Origin of the sequence: Algibacter amylolyticus (assembly GCF_014202225.1) — a bacterium.
Taxonomy (GTDB): Bacteria; Bacteroidota; Bacteroidia; order Flavobacteriales; family Flavobacteriaceae; genus Algibacter_B; species Algibacter_B amylolyticus.
Genome location: NZ_JACHGE010000002.1, coordinates 1 through 18638, shown reverse-complemented (window position 1 = coordinate 18638; position 18638 = coordinate 1). Strand labels below are relative to the sequence as shown.

The following is an 18638-nucleotide window of genomic DNA, read 5'->3' as shown; positions in this document are numbered from 1 at the left end:
TTTACCCTATTCTCGAAGATTCTCTAATAATTAATTCTGTTTTTAAAGTTATTATTTCAGAATCTATAATATCATTATTATCTTCTATTTGACGTATTAAAAGTTTTGCCGAGGCTTCTCCCATGTGAAATGCACGATCATTAACCGTAGTTAAATTAGGCTCTATAATTCGAGATATAGGGTAATTACTAAATCCTACAATGGCCACCTGTTGTGGAATTTTTATTTCATTTTTTCTAAAAACTTGAATGGCACTAACTGCCGTATAATCATTAGCACAAAACAATCCGTCGGGCAATTCTGGAAGGCTTAAATATTTTTTAGCACATGCAACACCTTCGTCATAACTTAAGCTATTGGTTTGCATAATTAAAGTTTCATCTACAGGTAAATCATAACTTTTTAGCGCTGCTTTATAACCTTCCAATCGGGCTTTAAAAATATTAGTTTTTTGATTTCCAGCTATATGCCCTATTCTTTTACAGCCGCTTTTTATAAGATGCTCAGTTGCTGTGAAGGACGATTCAAAATCGTTAATTACAATTTTACTTGCATCAAAATCGGTAGGAACGCGGTCATAAAAAACAAGAGGCACACCAAGCTTATTGAATTTTTTAAAATGTTTACAATTAGTTGTTTCAATACTTAAACAACTAATAATACCATCTACCATTCTTGTTTGTAATATTTTAGTGATTTCTTGTTCTCTTTTTAAAGCGTCTTTAGATTGATAAATAGTTACGTTATAATTATTTTTATATGCAAAATCTTCAATACCGCTAATTACAAGCGAGTGAAAATGAATATCAATCCTAGGAACAATAACACCAAGAGATCTCGTTTTTTTCATTCTAAAACTAGAAGCTATAGAATTAGGAGTAAACCCCTTCTCATCGGCCTTTTTCTGAACTCTTTTTTTAGTAGCATCACTTATTGCAGGATGATTACCCAAAGCTCGAGAAATTGTTGAAGGAGATAAATTAAGATCTTTTGCTAAATCTTTTAATGTAATTCTGTTTTTCATAAAAAAATAAACAAACGTTTGCTACCCATATTTTTTATCGAGATTAACCTTCGATATTTCTTATTTGAAACACTTAAAAAGGTATTTCATTAAATTAACACTTTACACCACCATTAAGTTATATTTAGTATAATTGGGTGATTTATATTAAATGACAGTTATTATTTTCCAGCTTGAAGCCAATCCACAATTAACAAAGTTAAATATATATATTAAATAGCAATAATTCTACGTATCACAAGTTTTTATGCAAACGTTTGCATTAATTTGTATTTTTATTTAAGTTTGTGACGTTAGGTTGATAAATGAGTTTCTAAATTAGATACATTCGTTTATTGCATTAACTTCTAAAAACACACCAAAACAAAACAACAACTATATGCAATTACTCGATTGGATAGTACTGGCTTTTTACTTTATTCTATTATTATCAATTGGCTTATGGGCCTATTCTCGAGTAAAAAATTCCGCAGATTTTTATACCGCAGGCGGAAAATTACCTTGGTGGCTATCTGGTGTTTCACATCATGTTTCGGGTTATAGCGGAGCCGTATTTGTAGCGTATGCTGGCATAGCATATACACACGGTTTTACATTATATGTTTGGTGGGCTTTTACAGTTGCTATCGCTACCCTACTCGCCGCTTTTTATATCGCACCAAGATGGGCTAAACTTAGAAAGTTCGCAAATATTCAGTCGCCAACGGAATACCTACTAACTCGATACGATCTTAAAACCCAACAACTAATTGCGTGGGTAGGTTCTATTATAAAAGTATTTGATACTGGAGGTAAACTTGCTGCAATAGCCCTTTTGCTAAATGTTTTTAGCGGAACCTCAATAACTTTTGGTATTCTATTAGTGGGGGTTGTATCCTTAATTTACATAACTATTGGAGGTTTATGGGCAGATGTTTGGAATGATTTTGCTCAGTTTATTGTGCAGTTATTAGCTGGAATAACCATGTTTGTTATAATCATCATTAATTCTGAAGATGGATTAATGAGTGTTGCAACAGTTTGGGATAAACTTCCTGAAGGCAACTCAGACTTTTTTAACGACCCTTACACTATTACTTTCGCGTTTACCATGCTACTAATTAATTTCTTTAGTTATAGTGGCGGTACCTGGAATCTTGCCACACGTTTTATATCATCGTCTTCAGCAAAAGTTGCAAAAAAAGCTGGGATATTATCTTCAATTTTATATCTTATTTGGCCTTTAATCCTATTATACCCCATGTTTGTGGCACCCATGTTTTTAGAAAATCTTTCGGATCCAACACTTTCGTACGGATTAATGGCTAAAAAGTTTTTACCCGCTGGTTTACTTGGTTTAGTATTAGCATCTATGTTTGCTAATACGCTTTCCATGACATCATCAGACTCTAACACCATATCTTCTGTGATATGTAGAGATATTTTACCAAATCTATTTCCTAAATCCCGAAATTTATCGCAAAAAAAAGAATTAAGATTAGCTAGAATTTGTACCTTTTGTTTCACAGCAATTACAATTATCGTGGGGTTAAACGCTAGTAGTTTTGGTGGTATTTTTGGTTTAATAGTAACTTGGTTCGGCGCTTTATTAGGCCCAATATCAGTTCCTATGATTCTTGGCTTACTTCCAGCATTCAAAAAAAGTGGTAGCAGCGCTGCAATGGCATCAATTATAGGTGGTTTATTAGTTTTTATAATTTTAAAACTAGTAGAACAAAAATCACTTGCCTTAGAAATGGGAGGCCCTATATTAGCATCATTAGTTATTTTTACACTAGTTGGTTGGTTAAACAAAACACCTATTCCTCAAAAAATAACTGAACTCCATTTGAGTTTAAACAAGAATCCGAACGATTAACAGCATGAATTTTAAAGCTTTAGATTATAGAACAAATGAGCCCATTACCGTCGAGGTTGAGGGTGGTTACATTAAAAACATATCTAAATGCGAACAACGCCTTGAGCATTCCTATTACATAGCACCAGGATTAGTAGATCTTCAAGTTAATGGGTATAAAGGTATTGATTTAAACAGTTTAGACTTAAAAGTTGCCGACGTTAACAAAATATGTGAAGATCTCTTAGAAGAAGGCATAACAAGCTTTCTTCCAACTATAATTACAAATAGTGATGAAAGCACAACCTATTTATTAAAAATTGTTTCCCGCGCCTGTAATGAATCATTTAAAACAAATGAATCTATAGGCGGCATCCATTTAGAAGGTCCATTTATATCTTTAGAAGATGGACCAAGAGGCGCACATTCCAAAGCATTTGTAAAGGCACCCAATTGGGAACTTTTTACAAAATGGCAAAACGCAGCGAATGGAAAAATTCGAATAATAACCCTATCTCCCGAATGGCCAGAATCAATCGAATTTATTAAAAATTGTGTTGCATCAGGAGTAATTGTTTCTATTGGCCATACTGCTGCAAGTCCAAAACAAATTCAAGACGCAATTAAAGCAGGAGCCACAATGTCTACACACCTAGGAAATGCTTCGCACGCCATGTTACCGCGCCATAATAATTATATTTTTGAACAATTAGCTTCTGATGATCTCTGGGCTAGTATTATTGCCGATGGCTTCCATTTACCAGATGCTTTGCTGAATATTTTTCTAAAAACAAAACCAGATAAAAGTATTTTAGTTAGCGATACAACATCTTTCGCTGGTCTTCCTACAGGAAACTATAAAAGTCATATTGGTGGCGAAATCACACTAGATGCTTCAGGAAAATTACACATGCAAGGAAATCCTTATATGCTAGCAGGTTCTGCTCAATCTTTACTTTGGTGTGTGAACCAATTAATTAATAAAAACATCGCATCATTAAAAGACGCATGGCATATGGCGTCAATTAAACCTACAGAAATATTATTTGGCACATCCAATAACTTACTACAAGTTGGACAAAAAGCTAATTTGGTGATTTTTGAAAAAACCGATAATGGTTTAGAAGTAATAAAAACTATTCAATCTGCAGATATCGTGTATTCTAATCCTAATAAAAACTAATTGTCGGGATGACAGGATTTGAACCTGCGACCACATGACCCCCAGCCATGTACGCTAACCGGACTGCGCCACATCCCGTTTAAAACAATACCAAAGAACGTATTTTTTAAAATAATTACAAAACAAAAAAAGCCGAAGCAAATGCTCCGGCTTAATATTATTATAAATTCTACAAGTTAATTATAACTAGACGTAGACACCTCGAATGTAGAGTCTTTAGCTGCTAAATAACGTTCTGCATCTAAAGCTGCCATACAACCTGTACCAGCTGCTGTAACCGCTTGTCTATACACGTGGTCTGCTGCATCACCAGATACAAAAACACCTTCAATATTAGTTTTAGACGTTCCTGGAGTATTTATTATATATCCTGTTTCATCTAATTCTAAAAAGCCTTTAAATATATCTGTGTTTGGTTTGTGACCAATAGCGACAAAAAATCCAGTGGCTTCAATGTCGTGCTTTTCATTAGTTTTATTATTAACCACACGAACGCCTGTTACCACTTGTCCATCACCTAAAACCTCATCGGTTTCAGAGTTAAATAAGATTTCTATATTTTCGGTGTTTTTAACACGAGTAGCCATAATTTTTGAAGCTCTAAACTCATCTCTACGAACTAACATAGTTACCTTTTTACAAAGTTTAGATAAATAATGTGCTTCTTCGCAAGCTGAATCTCCCGCACCAACAATTACAACTTCTTGGTTTCTGTAAAAGAAGCCATCACACACAGCACAAGCTGAAACGCCTCCTCCTAATTTTAAATATTTCTGCTCAGAATCTAACCCTAAATATTTTGCAGATGCTCCAGTAGAAATAATAACGGTATCACAATGAATTTCTTTCTCTTCATTAACCCACACCTTATGCACATCACCAGAAAAATCTACTTTTGTTATCCATCCATCACGAATATCAGCTTCAAAACGTTGTGCTTGCGCTTGTAATTGCATCATCATTTCTGGACCAGTAATACCTTCTGGATACCCCGGAAAGTTTTCAACCTCATTAGTAGTTGTTAATTGTCCTCCTGGTTGCGTACCTTGATATAAAACAGGGCTCATATTTGCTCTAGCAGCATAAATTGCGGCTGTATAACCTGCTGGTCCAGAACCTATAATTAAGCATTTAACTTTTTCTATTGTATCAGACATAATTCCTATTAATTTTAGTAGTACAAAAGTAGAATTTTTGATTGAAACCTTACAGTTAAGTTATCAACAGTTTCTATAACCACATAACACTTCATTATAAAAAAGATTGCTATCTGTTTTTTTCGTAACTTAAGTAGCGTAACCTCCTAATAATTAACATTATGAAAAAGCTCACATTATTTATTTGTATTATTCTATTATGCTCTTGTAACAACAAACCAAAAGTTGATAACATAGAAAAAACACCTTCTATAATTGTTAACACCAATAATAGTTTAGAAGGCGCTTGGAAACTAGTAAGTTTTATAAATTATGGCGAAAACGGAATAGCAGACACCATTTTAACCTCGGATACTAATAAACAGATCAAAATGTATTCGAAAACAAAAGTGATGTGGAGCAGGACTAGAATTTTCGACACTATTGACTGGTTTGCTTATGGAGAATATAAGATTGAGAATGGTATTTTAACCGAAATTTTAGAATACGGCTCTAAATCGATGAACGAAGTTATAAAGGAAAAAACTGAATTTAGTTTTAATGTAACTATTAGCGAAAATGAATTTAGCCAAACCGAAATTGATGATTTAGGACATCCTATTATCTCTGAAAATTATATTCGATTGGAATAAAGACACTATTTCTTAATCAAATTAAGCTAAAAAGAAATAGGGACTATAATTGCTTATAGTCCCTTTTGTATAGTTTTAAAGTAAAAATTACTGGTTTTTAAAGATCAAACAAACCTGGTAAATACATTGATATTGCCGGAATGTAAGTTATAAGTAATAATACGATGATCATTATAAGTAAAAAGGGCAGTAAAGGCTTAACAACTTGCGTTACCGATACATTGGCAACACCACTACCCACAAAGAGTATAGTTCCCACAGGAGGCGTACATAAACCAATACATAAATTTAATACCAATACAATACCAAAATGTACAGGATCCATACCTAAAGCAACCACTACAGGTAAGAATATAGGTGTAAATATTAGTACTGCTGGCGTCATATCCATAAAGGTTCCAATAATTAATAACACGATATTTATTACTAAAAATATAACTATTTTATTACTGAATTGCTCCAACAAAAAGCCACTTATAAGTTCTGGAATACCTTCAAAAGAAAACAACCAAGACATCGCCATAGATGTACATATTAGGAACATAACTACGGCAGTTGTTTTAGCGCTAGTTAGTAATATATCCGGAAAATCCTTTGTACTAACATCGCCATAAACAAGTGCTAACACTGCTGCATATAACACTGCAATTGCAGATGCTTCGGTTGCTGTAAAAACTCCAGCTACAATACCACCAACAACAATAACCAATAGTAAAAGGCTAAAAAATGCTTTTCTAAAATAGGTCCATATTAATGATATAGGAGCACGAGTACCTTTAGCAAATTTTCTAGTGATAGCCACAAAAGCTATATACGCCATAATGGCAAGCCCTAATAAAATACCTGGTAAATAACCAGCAATAAATAAAGCGGCTACTGATGCGGTTCCGCCACTAGCCAATGCATATACAATTAAAATATTACTAGGCGGAATTAACAACCCTGTAGTGGCCGAAGTGATATTAACCGAGGCACTAAATTCTCTTGGATATCCTTCGTCTTCCATTCTATCTGTCATAATACTACCTATAGCAGATGTTGCTGCAATTGCAGACCCTGAAATGGCTCCAAACAACATGGAAGCTAATACATTTACATAAGCCAAACCTCCTGGTAAGCTCGCTACTAGAGATTTAGCAAAATTGATAAGGCGGTTAGCAATACCACCACGTTTCATAATTTCGCCTGCCAATACAAAAAACGGTATGGCTAATAGCGCAAAACTATCAATACCGGTGGTCATTCGTTGTGCAATAGTTGTTAATCCTGGCAGTTTATCAATATTAAGCAGTAAACTTAATGTGGTAGAAATACCAATACTATAAGCTACTGGTACTTTTAACATTAATAATGTAAAAAAACTTGCAAATAAAACGATAATACTTATTACTTCTATACTCATGTCTATTCGGTTATTTTGTTAGCACTAATTTGTGTGATGTGATAAATTGAAAACCACATAATAAGTAAACCACTTATTGGTAAAATGGCATAAATATAGCCTAACGGAATTCTTAATGTCCCTGATAATTGCCCTAAATGTAATGTGGTATACACTAAATTAAAACCACCTATTACCATAACTATTAAAGCAAATAAAAAGACACAAATCTCTATAAAATACAAGGCTTTTTTTCGTCCACTTGCGGAAAACTTCTGATAGAGAAAATCCATTGATAAATGCTGTCTTTTAGCATTAAGATAGGCTGCTCCTAAAATAGACAACCAAATTAGCGAGAATCTTGCAAGCTCCTCTGTAAAGGCAAAAGATGTATTTAGAATATATCTAGAAAACACTTGACCTAAAACATCTACAACCAACAATCCAAAAATAGCAACCAGGATAACCTCCATGATTCTACATACTTTATTAAAAAGAACATCTGCTGTTTTCATAATTATTGGTTTTTAATTTTATTAATTAAATCATCCATTTCTGGGTGCTCCTTTTGAAAAGTTTCTAAAACTGGTTTAGACTTTTCTTGAAATAAGGATTTCTCCGGAATAATAATTTCTACCCCAGCAGCCTTAGCTACTGCCATAGATTCTTCAACAGAATCACTCCAAAATTTCTTTTGTGCTTGACTCGATATATCGGCCGCTTCTTGTACCCAAATTTTTTCTTCTTCGGTTAAACTTTCCCAATATTTTGTACCAATTAATAATACATCTGGAACCGATGAGTGCTGATCTAGGGTATAATACTTACTTACCTCATAATGATTTGACGACACAAACGATGGCGGATTATTTTCTGCACCATCTACCACACCCTGTTGGATAGCGGTATAAAGTTCTCCATAAGCCATAGGCGTTGGCGAACCACCTAAAGAATTTACCATATTAATAGCCATTTGGTTGTTCATGACTCTAATTTTAAGACCTTTTAAATCATCGGGTGTACGTATAGGTTTATTTGAGGTATAAAAGCTTCTGCTTCCTGCATCATAATAACACAATCCGCGTAACCAAAATTTACTTCCTTTTTCTAAAATAGATTTCCCTACTTCGCCTTCTAAAACATCAAATTGGTGTTGCTTATCTCTAAATAAATAAGGAATCCCTAGAATATGATATTCAGGTACAAAATTAGATAAGGTCGCTGCACTCACTTTAGTAACGGCTACGCTTCCAATTTGCAATAACTCGAGCGTTTCTCGTTCGGAACCTAATTGGCCATCTGGAAAAATCTTGATATCCATTTTTCCTCCGGACTTTTCGGCAAGAGCTCTTTTAAATTCCAAGATTCCTTTGTGAACTGGGTGCGATTGCGGTAAGGTATGTGCTAGATACATAACTTTTACATCGCTATTCCTTTTACAGCCTGTAAAAAGAAATACCAGTAATAGGCAATAAAACATTCTATTCATCATAATTGTGGTGGTGTTTTTTCAAGTTTAATTTAGTTTAGTTTAGTATTTAAAATTTAAAGTAGTTCACTGCGTTATTATAACAAATATCTTGAACCAATTTTCCTAGAAATTCTATGTCGTTTGGCACCAAGCCATTGTTAACATCTTCGGCAAGAAGATTACATAAAATTCGTCTAAAATAATCGTGTCTAGGAAAGGATAAGAAACTTCTGCTATCGGTTAACATACCCACAAAACGACTTAATAAGCCCATGTTTGATAAGGTGTTAAGTTGTTTTTCCATACCGTCCTTTTGGTCTAAAAACCACCAACCAGAACCCCATTGCATTTTTCCTGGTGCATCCGAATTTTGAAAGTTCCCCATCATGGTAGCAAACACTTCGTTTTGCGATGGGTTTAAATTATAGGTAATGGTTTTTGCTAATTGATTGGTTGCATTTAGTGTATCGAATAATTTAGACATAAACTCGGCCATTGGAAAATCGCCAATAGAATCTACACCTGCATCTAGTCCAACTTGCTCTAACAATAATGAATTATTATTTCGAATAGGTCCTAAATGATATTGTTGTATCCAATCGTATTCGTGGTATTTTTTACCTAAGTAAATAAACAAAAACGAGCGATATTTATTAACCTCGTTCTCGCTTAGGTTATTTCCATTTAATTTTTTAGTAAATATCTCTGAAACTTCGGCTTCATTATAATCTACCATAGTAAGCGCTTCTCCTACACCAAAATCGGATAAGCGACAGCCATGACTATTAAAGAATTCTATTCGCGTATCTAAAGCGCTTAAGAAATCATTTAATGTGGTTATTTTTAAATTGGTACTAGCTTCTAGCTTTTGTAAATAGCTTAAAAAGTTATCTTTATTAATAAAAAACAAAGCATCTGCTCTAAAGGTCGGCAATACTTTGGCTGAAATATTATCGTTTTCAGCTATTTGCTTATGGTAATTTAAATCGTCCGTTGGGTCGTCTGTAGTACAAACTACCTCAACTTTCATATCTTCTAATAATTGGGCTGGCGTTTTATTTTCTAGAATAGCATTTGCTTTTTCGTAAATAACATCGGCTGTTTTAGGACTTAAAAGCTCATTAATACCAAAATAGGCCTTTAGCTCTAAATGCGTCCAATGAAACAATGGATTCCTTAGCGTATAAGGTACTGTTTCTGCCCATTTTAAAAACTTCTCCTTTTGCGAAGTATTAGAACCCGTTATATACTTTTCCTCAATACCATTTGCTCGCATACCACGCCATTTATAATGGTCGCCTTGTAACCAAGCTTTGGTAATGTTTTTTACAGGTAATTCTTCAGCTATATCTTTTGGAGATAAATGATTATGATAATCAATTATTGGTAAATCCTTAGCATACTCATGGTATAGAACTTGAGCAACTTCAGATTGTAATAAAAAATTTTCTGTAATAAAAGGTTTTGGGCTCATAACAAATTTCTAGTGTACGGATACTTCTAAAGGGTTATTAATTTTTAAGGTGAAATCTTTTATGTAGTTTTCCCAAGATTCTTTTGTAGTAAACTCATTGGCTTCTTTCCATCCATAACCCGAATAGAAAACAGCTTTTCCTTGGTTTATTTTTATTTGAGCGTATAAATTACTTTGATCTGTTAAACCTGTTACAAAAAACTCTGAAGACATCATGTTTCCATTAGGTATAACTACCGCTGTACCTAACTCTGAATCGCCATGTGGCTCCCAATACGATATCCACCCTTCGTTTACATTTTCTGTTGGCACACCATCATTTTCATGTAAGGTTAAACCTGAATAAATAGAATTTGTACCACCAACTTCTATTTCATATTTAGTTAAGTTACTACCGTAATCTAAAGAAATGTGTTTCTTTTCAGAAATCATTTTTCCGTTAGCGTCCCAGTCTGCATAATCCAAAATAAAGCTTGTTCTAATTGGTCCTGTTGTAATAACTTTCCAATTAGTAAAGTTTTTAGAAACATAATACGTTGTATCGCTTTTTACCGCTGTTCCTCCAATACCGCGACTTACACCAACATGAAAATTATCTAAACCTTCTGGCGACGGTAAATGATAAGCACCAGGCGCTTTATCGTTTTTAGCATACCACTTATTAATAATTGGATATTCTACTTTTTTTAACCACCCATCAATACCACTTGATAAAGTTCCTCCTTTAGTGCCGTCCTCTACCATTTTTTGGGCAACTGGACCATAAGTTCTAAAGGCTACTTTATTGTTTTCCCAAGCAAAATCATCTGTTCTTTCTGGAACAAATCGAGAATAACAAAACTCTGTTACTTCTTGTGCTGTATTACCTTCAGCAGAAACTAGATTAAATTGTTTTTCTGATTTAGCTTCTAATTTTGGTTGAAATAAAAGTACATCGACATTACCGTCCTGATCTTCATCTACAAATTGAGATACTAAAATAGCTTTAGTTGTTGCATCTTGAACCGCTAAGTTTTCAAAGCTTTCGCCTTCCTTTAATGTTAAATCTGATTTTTTAATTTCAACCGTTTCATTTGAACGAGACACTTCCAATGCATTTTTAACAGTTACCCTGTGTCCTGATGCTTCCTGCTGACAGCTTTGGGTAAAAAAAGCTCCCATTAATAAAGCGGAAAATAGTATGTTTTTCATTTGTTTAATTTTTAGTGTTTTACAAGCAAAAGGTAATGCGCATAACTCTGCTTTTAACATAAATTAAAAGCATGAATTACGCGCAGTATTTACTAATCTTCGTTTGATGGTTTCCCTATTGTTGCCAATATACCACCATCTACGTATAAAATATGTCCGCTAACAAAATCACTAGCTTTAGCCGACAAAAATATGGCTGCACCAGCTAAATCGTTAGGATCTCCCCACTTTGCAGCAGGTGTTCTGTTTACAATAAAATCGTTAAAAGGATGTCCTTCTACACGAATTGGTTCTGTTTGGCTTGTTGCAAAATATCCTGGACCTATACCATTAACTTGCACATTATGTTTTGCCCATTCTGTTGCCATATTTTGGGTTAACATTTTTAATCCACCTTTTGCTGCGGCATAAGCACCAACACTGTTTCGGCCTAATTCGCTCATCATAGAGCAAATATTAATAACCTTACCTTCTTTTCTAGCAATCATGCCTTTTACAACATGCTTAGAAACTATAAACGGGCTTACCAAATCGATATCGATAACCTGCTTAAAATCGGCTACCTCCATGTCTATTAATGGTGTACGTTTTATAATACCTGCATTGTTAATTAAGATATCTATTTGACCAACTTCCGCTTCAATTTTTGCAACTGCTGCAATAACCTCGTCTTCATTAGCTACATTAAATTTATAACCAACAGCGTTTATACCTTCTTTTTTATATTCCGCAACAGCGTTATCGATTTTTTCTTGTGAAGAATTACCGTTAACAATTACCGTTGCACCTGCTAAACCTAAACCTCTGGCCATAGCCATTCCCAAACCGTGGGTACTTCCGGTTACTAAAGCATTCTTTCCTTTTATATCAAATAATGATGTACTCATAGCTTATCTTAATTCTGTTATTTTAGCAACATCCATATCGCCATAATCTAAATTCTCTCCTGCCATTCCCCAAATAAATGTGTAATTTGAAGTTCCTGAACCTGAATGGATAGACCATGGTGGAGAAATTACTGCTTGGTGATTTTGCATCCAGATGTGACGCGTTTCTTGTGGCTCTCCCATAAAATGACATACAGCCTGATCTTGAGGGATATCTAAATAATAGTAAATTTCCATTCTACGATCGTGGACGTGTGCTGGCATGGTGTTCCACACACTTCCTGTTTTTAACTCTGTCATTCCCATTTGAAGCTGACAAGTTTCCACTATTCCACCAATAATCATTTGGTTTACTGTACGGTGATTAGCTGTTTCTAACGATCCTAATTCTATTTTATTAGCATCAGCTTTACTTACTTTTATTGTTGGTAAGCTAGTGTGTGCTGGCGCTGAGTTTAAATAAAACTTTGCTGGATTATTTTTGTCATTACTTTTAAAGACAACTTCTTTTTTTCCGCTACCAATGTATAACGCATCTTTTAAAGTTAATTGAAATTCTTCACCATCAACTTCAACTGTACCATCGCCACCTACATTGATGATACCTATTTCTCTTCTCTCTAAAAAGTATGATGATTTTAAAGGATCAATAGTCTCTAAAGCTATTGGTCCTGCAACAGGTACCGCAGAACCTGCCATATATCTATCATAATGTGTGTAAACCAAAACTAATTGATCTTCCTGCATTAAGTTTTCAATTAAAAACTCTTCTCTTAACTCCTCTGTGTCGTACTTTTTTACTGCTTTCGGACTGGACGCGTAACGCGTTTCGTAACTTGTTTTCATGATAAGTTGTTGTTGTTTGTTTATTATATAGTTTGCTTTATCCCATATTCTAAACCTCGTAGTTCTGCTAATCCTCTTAGCCTACCTATCCCGGAATAACCTGGGTTTGTTTTTTTGTTTAAATCGTCAAGCATTTGATGACCATGATCTGGCCTAACAGGAATAGCAAAATCTGCATAACCTGCTGCTTTACGTCTTTTTTCTTCTTCTAAAATTGCTTTTACAACGCTGTACATATCTACATCGCCATCTAAATGATTGGCTTCGTAAAAATTACCAGCTTCATCGCGCTTTGTGCTTCTTAAATGCAGGAAATGTGCTCTATCTGCAAAGCGTTTAAAAATTTGAACAAGATTATTATCTGCTCTTACACCTAAAGAGCCTGTACAGAATGTAATACCATTGGCACGGTCTGGAACATTTTCAAATAAATGCGCATAATCGGCCTCTGTACTTACTACTCGTGGTAATCCTAAAATAGGATATGGTGGATCGTCTGGATGAATACACATTAAGACTTGATTTTGAGATGCTACAGGAATAATTTCTTTTAAAAAAGACACTAAATTATTACGTAATGCAGTAGCATCGATATCTTTATAGGTATCTAAAATAGTTTGAAATTGCTCTAAGGTATAACCTTCTTCGGCTCCTGGTAAACCTGCAATAATATTATTTACAAGTTGTTTTTGATCCGCTTCTGAAAGCTTATCAATATAAACCTTTGCTCCTTTTTGTTGCGCTTCAGTATAGCTTTGTTCTGCACCTGGACGTTTTAATAAAAAAAGTTCGAAGGCAGCAAAAGCAATAACATCAAAACGCAATGCTTTAGATCCGTCTTCTACTTGAAAACTTAAATCGGTTCGTGTCCAATCTAAAACCGGCATAAAATTATAGCACACAATATTAATACCGCATTGCGCTAAATTTGCTATACTTTGCTTATAGGTTTCAATATATTTTTGAAAATTACCAGAACGTGTTTTAATGCTTTCGTGTACCGGAATACTCTCAACAACACTCCATGTTAATCCAACACTTTCAATAGTGTTTTTTCTTTTTTGAATGTCATCAATTGTCCAAATCTCGCCGTTAGGAATATGATGTAATGCAGAAACAATACCTGTTGCACCTGCCTGTTTTATATCCGATAAGGATACGGGATCATTTGGTCCGTACCATCTCCATGTCTGTTCCATAAAAATAAATTAAAAGTATTAAACGCCGCTATAAGCACTAAATCCGCCATCAATTGGCACTACAACTCCGGTAACAAAAGCTGAACCTTCGCCACATAACCATAATGTTGTTCCTACTAAATCTTCTGGCTCGCCAAACTTACCCATAGGCGTTTGGTCTATAATTTGATTTCCGCGAGGTGTTAAACTACCATCACTTTCGGTTAATAAGCTTCTGTTTTGGTCGGTTAAGAAAAACCCAGGAGCCAATGCATTAACACGAATACCCACTTTACTAAAATGTACAGCTAACCATTGTGTAAAATTAGAAACCGCTGCTTTAGCACCACTGTATGCCGGTATTTTTGTTAATGGCGTAAAGGCATTCATAGACGAGATATTTAAAATACTACATCCTTTTCTGCCTACCATATCTTTAGCAAAAATTTGAGTTGGTAATAGTGTGCCAATAAAATTCAAATTAAATACGAATTGAATTCCAGAAGGATCTAAGTCAAAAAAAGTTTTAAAACCTTCGGTAGTATCTTCAAGATCTTTAGCTAATAAGTGCGGGTTACTAGTGGTCCCCAAAGGATGATTACCTCCTGCTCCGTTTACTAAAATATCACATGGCCCTAATTTATTATTAACTTCTGTTTTAGCCAATTCCAAGGATTCCTTTTCTAAAACATTAGCAGCAACCCCAATAGCAGTTCCGCCAGCGTTATTAATGTCGTTAGCAACTTCATCTGCTGCTTCTTTTCTTAAATCTAAAACTGCAATTTTGTGTCCTTCCTTAGCTAAAGCTTTGGCCAAAGTACTACATAAAACACCTCCTGCACCTGTTAAAACTACTACTTTACTCATTATTATTTTATATTTATTAAAGTGCGAAATACTTAAAATTACACAATTTTCGTGTACGCACACACAAATATAGCAAAAAAATAGTGTGCGCACACAAAATATTAAATATTATAACTAAATTGCTTCCAATTACAAAACGTATGGCATAGGTTTTATAATTAATAAAGTGGAGCCATTAATATTTTTTATATGATTACAATTAAAGATATCGCCAAAGAAGCCCAAGTATCAGAAGGTACCGTAGATAGAGTATTGCATAACCGAGGTGGTGTATCTAAAAAAACAGAAGCCAAAATAAAGAAAATACTTGAGCATCATAATTTTAGCGTAAACCCCGTTGCAAGTGCACTTGCAATGAAAAACAAATATGTTATTGCTACTTTAATTCCTGAACATAATGAACTCGATTTATTCTGGCAATCTCCCTATTTAGGTATTTTAAAGGGTGCAGAAGATGTAAAAAGCTTTGGTGTTCAAGTGACTAATTTCGGCTACAATCAATACGACCCTGACTCGTATTTAAACACGTTTAATGCCCTAATAGAAACCAAACCAACTGCTGTTATTATGGTGCCTAACTTTTCGGCAGAAACTAAAAAGATTGTAAACCAATTAGAAGCACTCAATATTCCCTACCTTTTTGTAAACATTGATATTGATGGATTTAACAATATTGGGTTTGTGGGACAAGACTCCTATAACGCCGGTTATATTGCGGGTAAACTTATGCATTTAAGCTTGCCAAAACCCGCTGCATTTTTAATTATTCAGGCTAGATATAACATTACCAAAAACAATGCGGTATCCAATAGAATTAAAGGCTTTAATGATTATTTTGTGAAAAACAATATAAATTCTACAACCCAAACGTTAAAAATTGAAAACTTAGATAGCTCTAACGAAACCAAAGAGAAAATTAATAGTTATTTAGAAAAGCACCCCGAAGTTAAAGGTGTTTTTGTTCCGTCGAGTAGAATTTATATTGTGGTTGATTGTATGAAAAAAGAGTATTTAAGCCAGTTAGAATGTATTGGATTTGATAATACACCGCAAAATATTGCATGCTTACAAAATGATACAGTTTCTTTTTTAATATCTCAAAAACCTTTTGATCAAGGATATGAAGCCATTAGACTTTTAACGGAATATTTACTTAAAAACGACATTACAAATCCTAAACATTATGTTCCTATTGATATACTAATTAAGGAAAACGTAAAGTATAACGAACGACATGAGTTTAATATCGTAAAAAATAACACAAAGCATTAGAATACTAAACTAGAGTAAATTATCACCAATAAACATCTCTTTTGTCTGAATATCATGTAATAAAAAAGCCTCTTCAAAATTTAGTTTTTGAAGAGGCTTAAAAATTTATATACTAATTAATCAGATTAAATATACTGATTGATAATATTCTCGAACAACTCTTGTTTACCACTTTGTAGTTTTAACTCGCCGTTTTCTTGAGCTAGTTTGTACAAGTCTTGTAAGCTTAATTTTCCGTTTTCGAAATCTTTTCCTTTTCCTGAATCGAATGAGCTGTAACGCTCTGTTCTTAATTTCTCGTAAGGTGAAGAAGTAATGATTCTATCAGCAATTAAAAGCGCTCTAGCAAAAGTATCTGCTCCTCCAATATGTGCGTGGAATACATCGTCCATATCGGTTGAGTTTCTTCTAATTTTAGCATCAAAATTAACACCACCACCTTGCAATCCGCCAGCTTTAATAAAAACTAACATAGCCTCGGCTGTTTCTTGAATGTTATTAGGGAATTGATCGGTATCCCATCCGTTTTGGTAATCGCCACGGTTAGCATCTAAACTTCCTAACATACCAGCTTTTGCAGCGGTTTCAATTTCGTGTTGAAAAGTGTGTTGCGCTAAAGTAGCGTGATTTACTTCAATATTGATTTTGAAATCTTTATCTAAACCGTATTCTTTTAAGAAACCTATTGCGGTTGCAGAATCGAAATCGTATTGATGTTTCGATGGCTCCATTGGTTTAGGTTCAATAAAGAAATTACCTTTAAAACCTTGCGCTCTTGCATAATCTCTGGCCATAGTTAAGAACTGCCCCATGTGGTCTAACTCGCGTCCCATATCTGTATTTAATAAAGACATGTAACCTTCGCGACCACCCCAGAACACGTAGTTTTCTCCGTTTAATTTAATAGTAGCGTCTAAGGCTAATTTTACTTGCCCTCCTGCTCTTGCCACCACATCGAAATCTGGATTGGTAGACGCACCATTCATATAACGTGGGTTAGAGAAACAGTTTGCTGTTCCCCATAATAACTTAACACCACTTTCGGCTTGCTTACCTTTTATATAATCGGTAATGGTTGCCAAACGCGCCTCAGATTCTGCAAAAGTTGCACCTTCTTGAATTAAATCGAAATCGTGGAAACAGAAATAATCGAAGCCCATTTTACCAATAAATTCGAATGCTGCATCGGCTTTATCTTTTGCTGCTTGAATAGGATCTGATGATTGATCCCAAGCAAAGTTTTGTGTTCCTGGTCCGAATGGATCTGAGCCTTGACCACAGAAGGTATGCCAGTATGCTATAGAGAATTTAAACCATTCTTTCATGGTTTTTCCTGCTACAACTTGGTCTGGGTTATAATATTTGAATGCTAGCGGGTTGTCTGATTCTTTACCCTCGAATTTAATGTTTCCTATGCCTTTAAAATACTCTGTATTTGCCATTCTGAAAATGTGTTTAATGGTTTAATTTTTTATTCGTTTGTTTGTTTTTATTTTTAATTCTCCTTGCGTTAGGGATTGCAATGGAAAGCCCACAGCGACCTTTTGGAAGCGAGGACTTGCAACCTTTCGGCTTTGCTCAAGACAGGCTTCAAGCCCGACCCTTTTGGTAACCTGCCGGCAGGCAGGCGCCCTAATTATTATTTGATGCCAACTCTAATTCTTTCTTCCAGGTTTTATATGCTTTTACATACGGTGTTTTATCCTTTAATGGCATAAATGTCATAACATGATCGTTATCCATAATGGCTTTTCCGAAGGCTTTAAAATCGCCTTTATGTAAGTTGGCTGCACGGGCAGCTCCTATAGCTCCTGTGGTATTGTAAATTTCTATTTCTTGCCCGATTAGTGTGGCTACAGTATTTGCGAAAATTTCTGAGCGGAATAAATTATCGTTTCCGGCACGAATGACGCTTGCTTTGATACCATCGGACTTAAGGATTTCCATACCGTAAAAGAATGAAAACGCAATACCCTCGAGTGCTGCGCGACATAAATGGCCTTTGTTATGGTTGTTTAAATTAACATTTACCAATCGTGTACCTATTTCCTTATTGTTTAGCATACGTTCTGCACCGTTACCAAAGGGCAACAAACAGACACCGTCTGACCCAACTGGAATCTCTGAGGCCAAAGTATTCATCTCTTCGTATGAGCTTACATCCAAATTATTTAGTAACCATCGGTATTGAATTCCGGCGCCATTAATATTTAAAAGTTTACCGATTTTTGGGCTGGA

General features: G+C 34.7%; 17 protein-coding genes and 1 tRNA gene. 4 read left to right on the top strand and 14 right to left on the bottom strand.

Annotation, left to right across the window (positions count from 1 at the left end; genetic code table 11):
* Position 1: 1 nt before the first annotated feature.
* On the bottom strand, positions 2-1024 hold the full coding sequence (locus tag HNQ90_RS05115) for a LacI family DNA-binding transcriptional regulator (RefSeq protein WP_144116812.1): 1023 nt from the start codon (positions 1022-1024) through the stop codon (positions 2-4).
* Positions 1025-1403: 379 nt separating this feature from the next.
* On the opposite strand from HNQ90_RS05115, the gene HNQ90_RS05110 reads away from it, so the two are divergent.
* Together HNQ90_RS05110 and HNQ90_RS05105 are read left to right on the top strand one after the other, a co-directional pair.
* Positions 1404-2882 (top strand): sodium:solute symporter family protein, encoded by a 1479-nt coding sequence (locus HNQ90_RS05110; RefSeq protein ID WP_144116811.1) that lies wholly within the window; start codon positions 1404-1406, stop codon positions 2880-2882.
* A 4-nt stretch (positions 2883-2886) separates the two neighbouring features.
* Positions 2887-4044 (top strand): N-acetylglucosamine-6-phosphate deacetylase, encoded by a 1158-nt coding sequence (locus HNQ90_RS05105; protein WP_144116810.1) that lies wholly within the window; start codon positions 2887-2889, stop codon positions 4042-4044.
* A gap of 3 nt (positions 4045-4047) precedes the next feature.
* Here HNQ90_RS05105 and HNQ90_RS05100 read toward each other — a convergent pair.
* Both HNQ90_RS05100 and trxB read right to left on the bottom strand, forming a co-directional pair.
* A tRNA-Pro gene (locus HNQ90_RS05100) sits at positions 4048-4122 on the bottom strand.
* 98 nt (positions 4123-4220) lie between these two features.
* Positions 4221-5201: a thioredoxin-disulfide reductase gene (trxB, locus tag HNQ90_RS05095; RefSeq protein ID WP_144116809.1), complete on the bottom strand. Its 981-nt coding sequence runs from the start codon at positions 5199-5201 to the stop codon at positions 4221-4223.
* Positions 5202-5362: 161 nt separating this feature from the next.
* Here trxB and HNQ90_RS05090 point away from each other — a divergent pair, with 161 nt between their 5' ends.
* Entirely contained in the window at positions 5363-5833 is a 471-nt protein-coding gene (locus HNQ90_RS05090; RefSeq protein WP_144116808.1) for a hypothetical protein, read from the top strand.
* Between the two features lie 97 nt (positions 5834-5930).
* Here the strand turns inward: HNQ90_RS05090 and HNQ90_RS05085 are convergent, their stop codons facing one another.
* From HNQ90_RS05085 to HNQ90_RS05045, 9 genes are all read right to left on the bottom strand, one after another.
* A complete protein-coding gene (locus HNQ90_RS05085; protein WP_172625885.1) occupies positions 5931-7235 on the bottom strand; it encodes a TRAP transporter large permease in 1305 nt (434 codons plus the stop codon).
* Between the two features lie 2 nt (positions 7236-7237).
* On the bottom strand, positions 7238-7729 hold the full coding sequence (locus tag HNQ90_RS05080; RefSeq protein ID WP_144116807.1) for a TRAP transporter small permease: 492 nt from the start codon (positions 7727-7729) through the stop codon (positions 7238-7240).
* A gap of 2 nt (positions 7730-7731) precedes the next feature.
* Positions 7732-8706 carry a TRAP transporter substrate-binding protein gene (locus tag HNQ90_RS05075; RefSeq protein WP_241678375.1) on the bottom strand — a complete coding sequence of 325 codons (975 nt, stop codon included), beginning with the start codon at positions 8704-8706 and terminating at the stop codon, positions 7732-7734.
* Between the two features lie 46 nt (positions 8707-8752).
* Positions 8753-10159 (bottom strand): glucuronate isomerase, encoded by a 1407-nt coding sequence (gene uxaC / locus HNQ90_RS05070; RefSeq protein ID WP_144116806.1) that lies wholly within the window; start codon positions 10157-10159, stop codon positions 8753-8755.
* A 9-nt stretch (positions 10160-10168) separates the two neighbouring features.
* Positions 10169-11350 (bottom strand): DUF4861 family protein, encoded by a 1182-nt coding sequence (locus HNQ90_RS05065; RefSeq protein ID WP_144116805.1) that lies wholly within the window; start codon positions 11348-11350, stop codon positions 10169-10171.
* A gap of 92 nt (positions 11351-11442) precedes the next feature.
* Positions 11443-12237 carry a gluconate 5-dehydrogenase gene (locus HNQ90_RS05060; protein WP_144116804.1) on the bottom strand — a complete coding sequence of 265 codons (795 nt, stop codon included), beginning with the start codon at positions 12235-12237 and terminating at the stop codon, positions 11443-11445.
* A gap of 3 nt (positions 12238-12240) precedes the next feature.
* Positions 12241-13083, bottom strand: coding sequence for a 5-dehydro-4-deoxy-D-glucuronate isomerase (kduI, locus tag HNQ90_RS05055; protein ID WP_144116803.1), 843 nt, complete (start codon positions 13081-13083; stop codon positions 12241-12243).
* A 23-nt stretch (positions 13084-13106) separates the two neighbouring features.
* Positions 13107-14282, bottom strand: a complete 1176-nt coding sequence (gene uxuA / locus HNQ90_RS05050) for a mannonate dehydratase (RefSeq protein WP_172625884.1) — start codon at positions 14280-14282, stop codon at positions 13107-13109.
* 18 nt (positions 14283-14300) lie between these two features.
* A complete protein-coding gene (locus HNQ90_RS05045; protein ID WP_144116801.1) occupies positions 14301-15128 on the bottom strand; it encodes an SDR family oxidoreductase in 828 nt (275 codons plus the stop codon).
* Positions 15129-15317: 189 nt separating this feature from the next.
* On the opposite strand from HNQ90_RS05045, the gene HNQ90_RS05040 reads away from it, so the two are divergent.
* A complete protein-coding gene (locus HNQ90_RS05040) occupies positions 15318-16400 on the top strand; it encodes a substrate-binding domain-containing protein (RefSeq protein WP_144116800.1) in 1083 nt (360 codons plus the stop codon).
* Between the two features lie 125 nt (positions 16401-16525).
* On the opposite strand, the gene xylA is transcribed toward HNQ90_RS05040, so the two are convergent.
* Both xylA and HNQ90_RS05030 read right to left on the bottom strand, forming a co-directional pair.
* The gene (xylA, locus tag HNQ90_RS05035; protein WP_144116799.1) at positions 16526-17842 is read right to left on the bottom strand and encodes a xylose isomerase; all 1317 of its coding nucleotides are present in this window, start codon (positions 17840-17842) and stop codon (positions 16526-16528) included.
* Between the two features lie 190 nt (positions 17843-18032).
* Positions 18033-18638, bottom strand: a 606-nt coding sequence (locus HNQ90_RS05030) for an FGGY-family carbohydrate kinase (RefSeq protein WP_244962212.1), incomplete at its 5' end; no start/stop codon positions are given.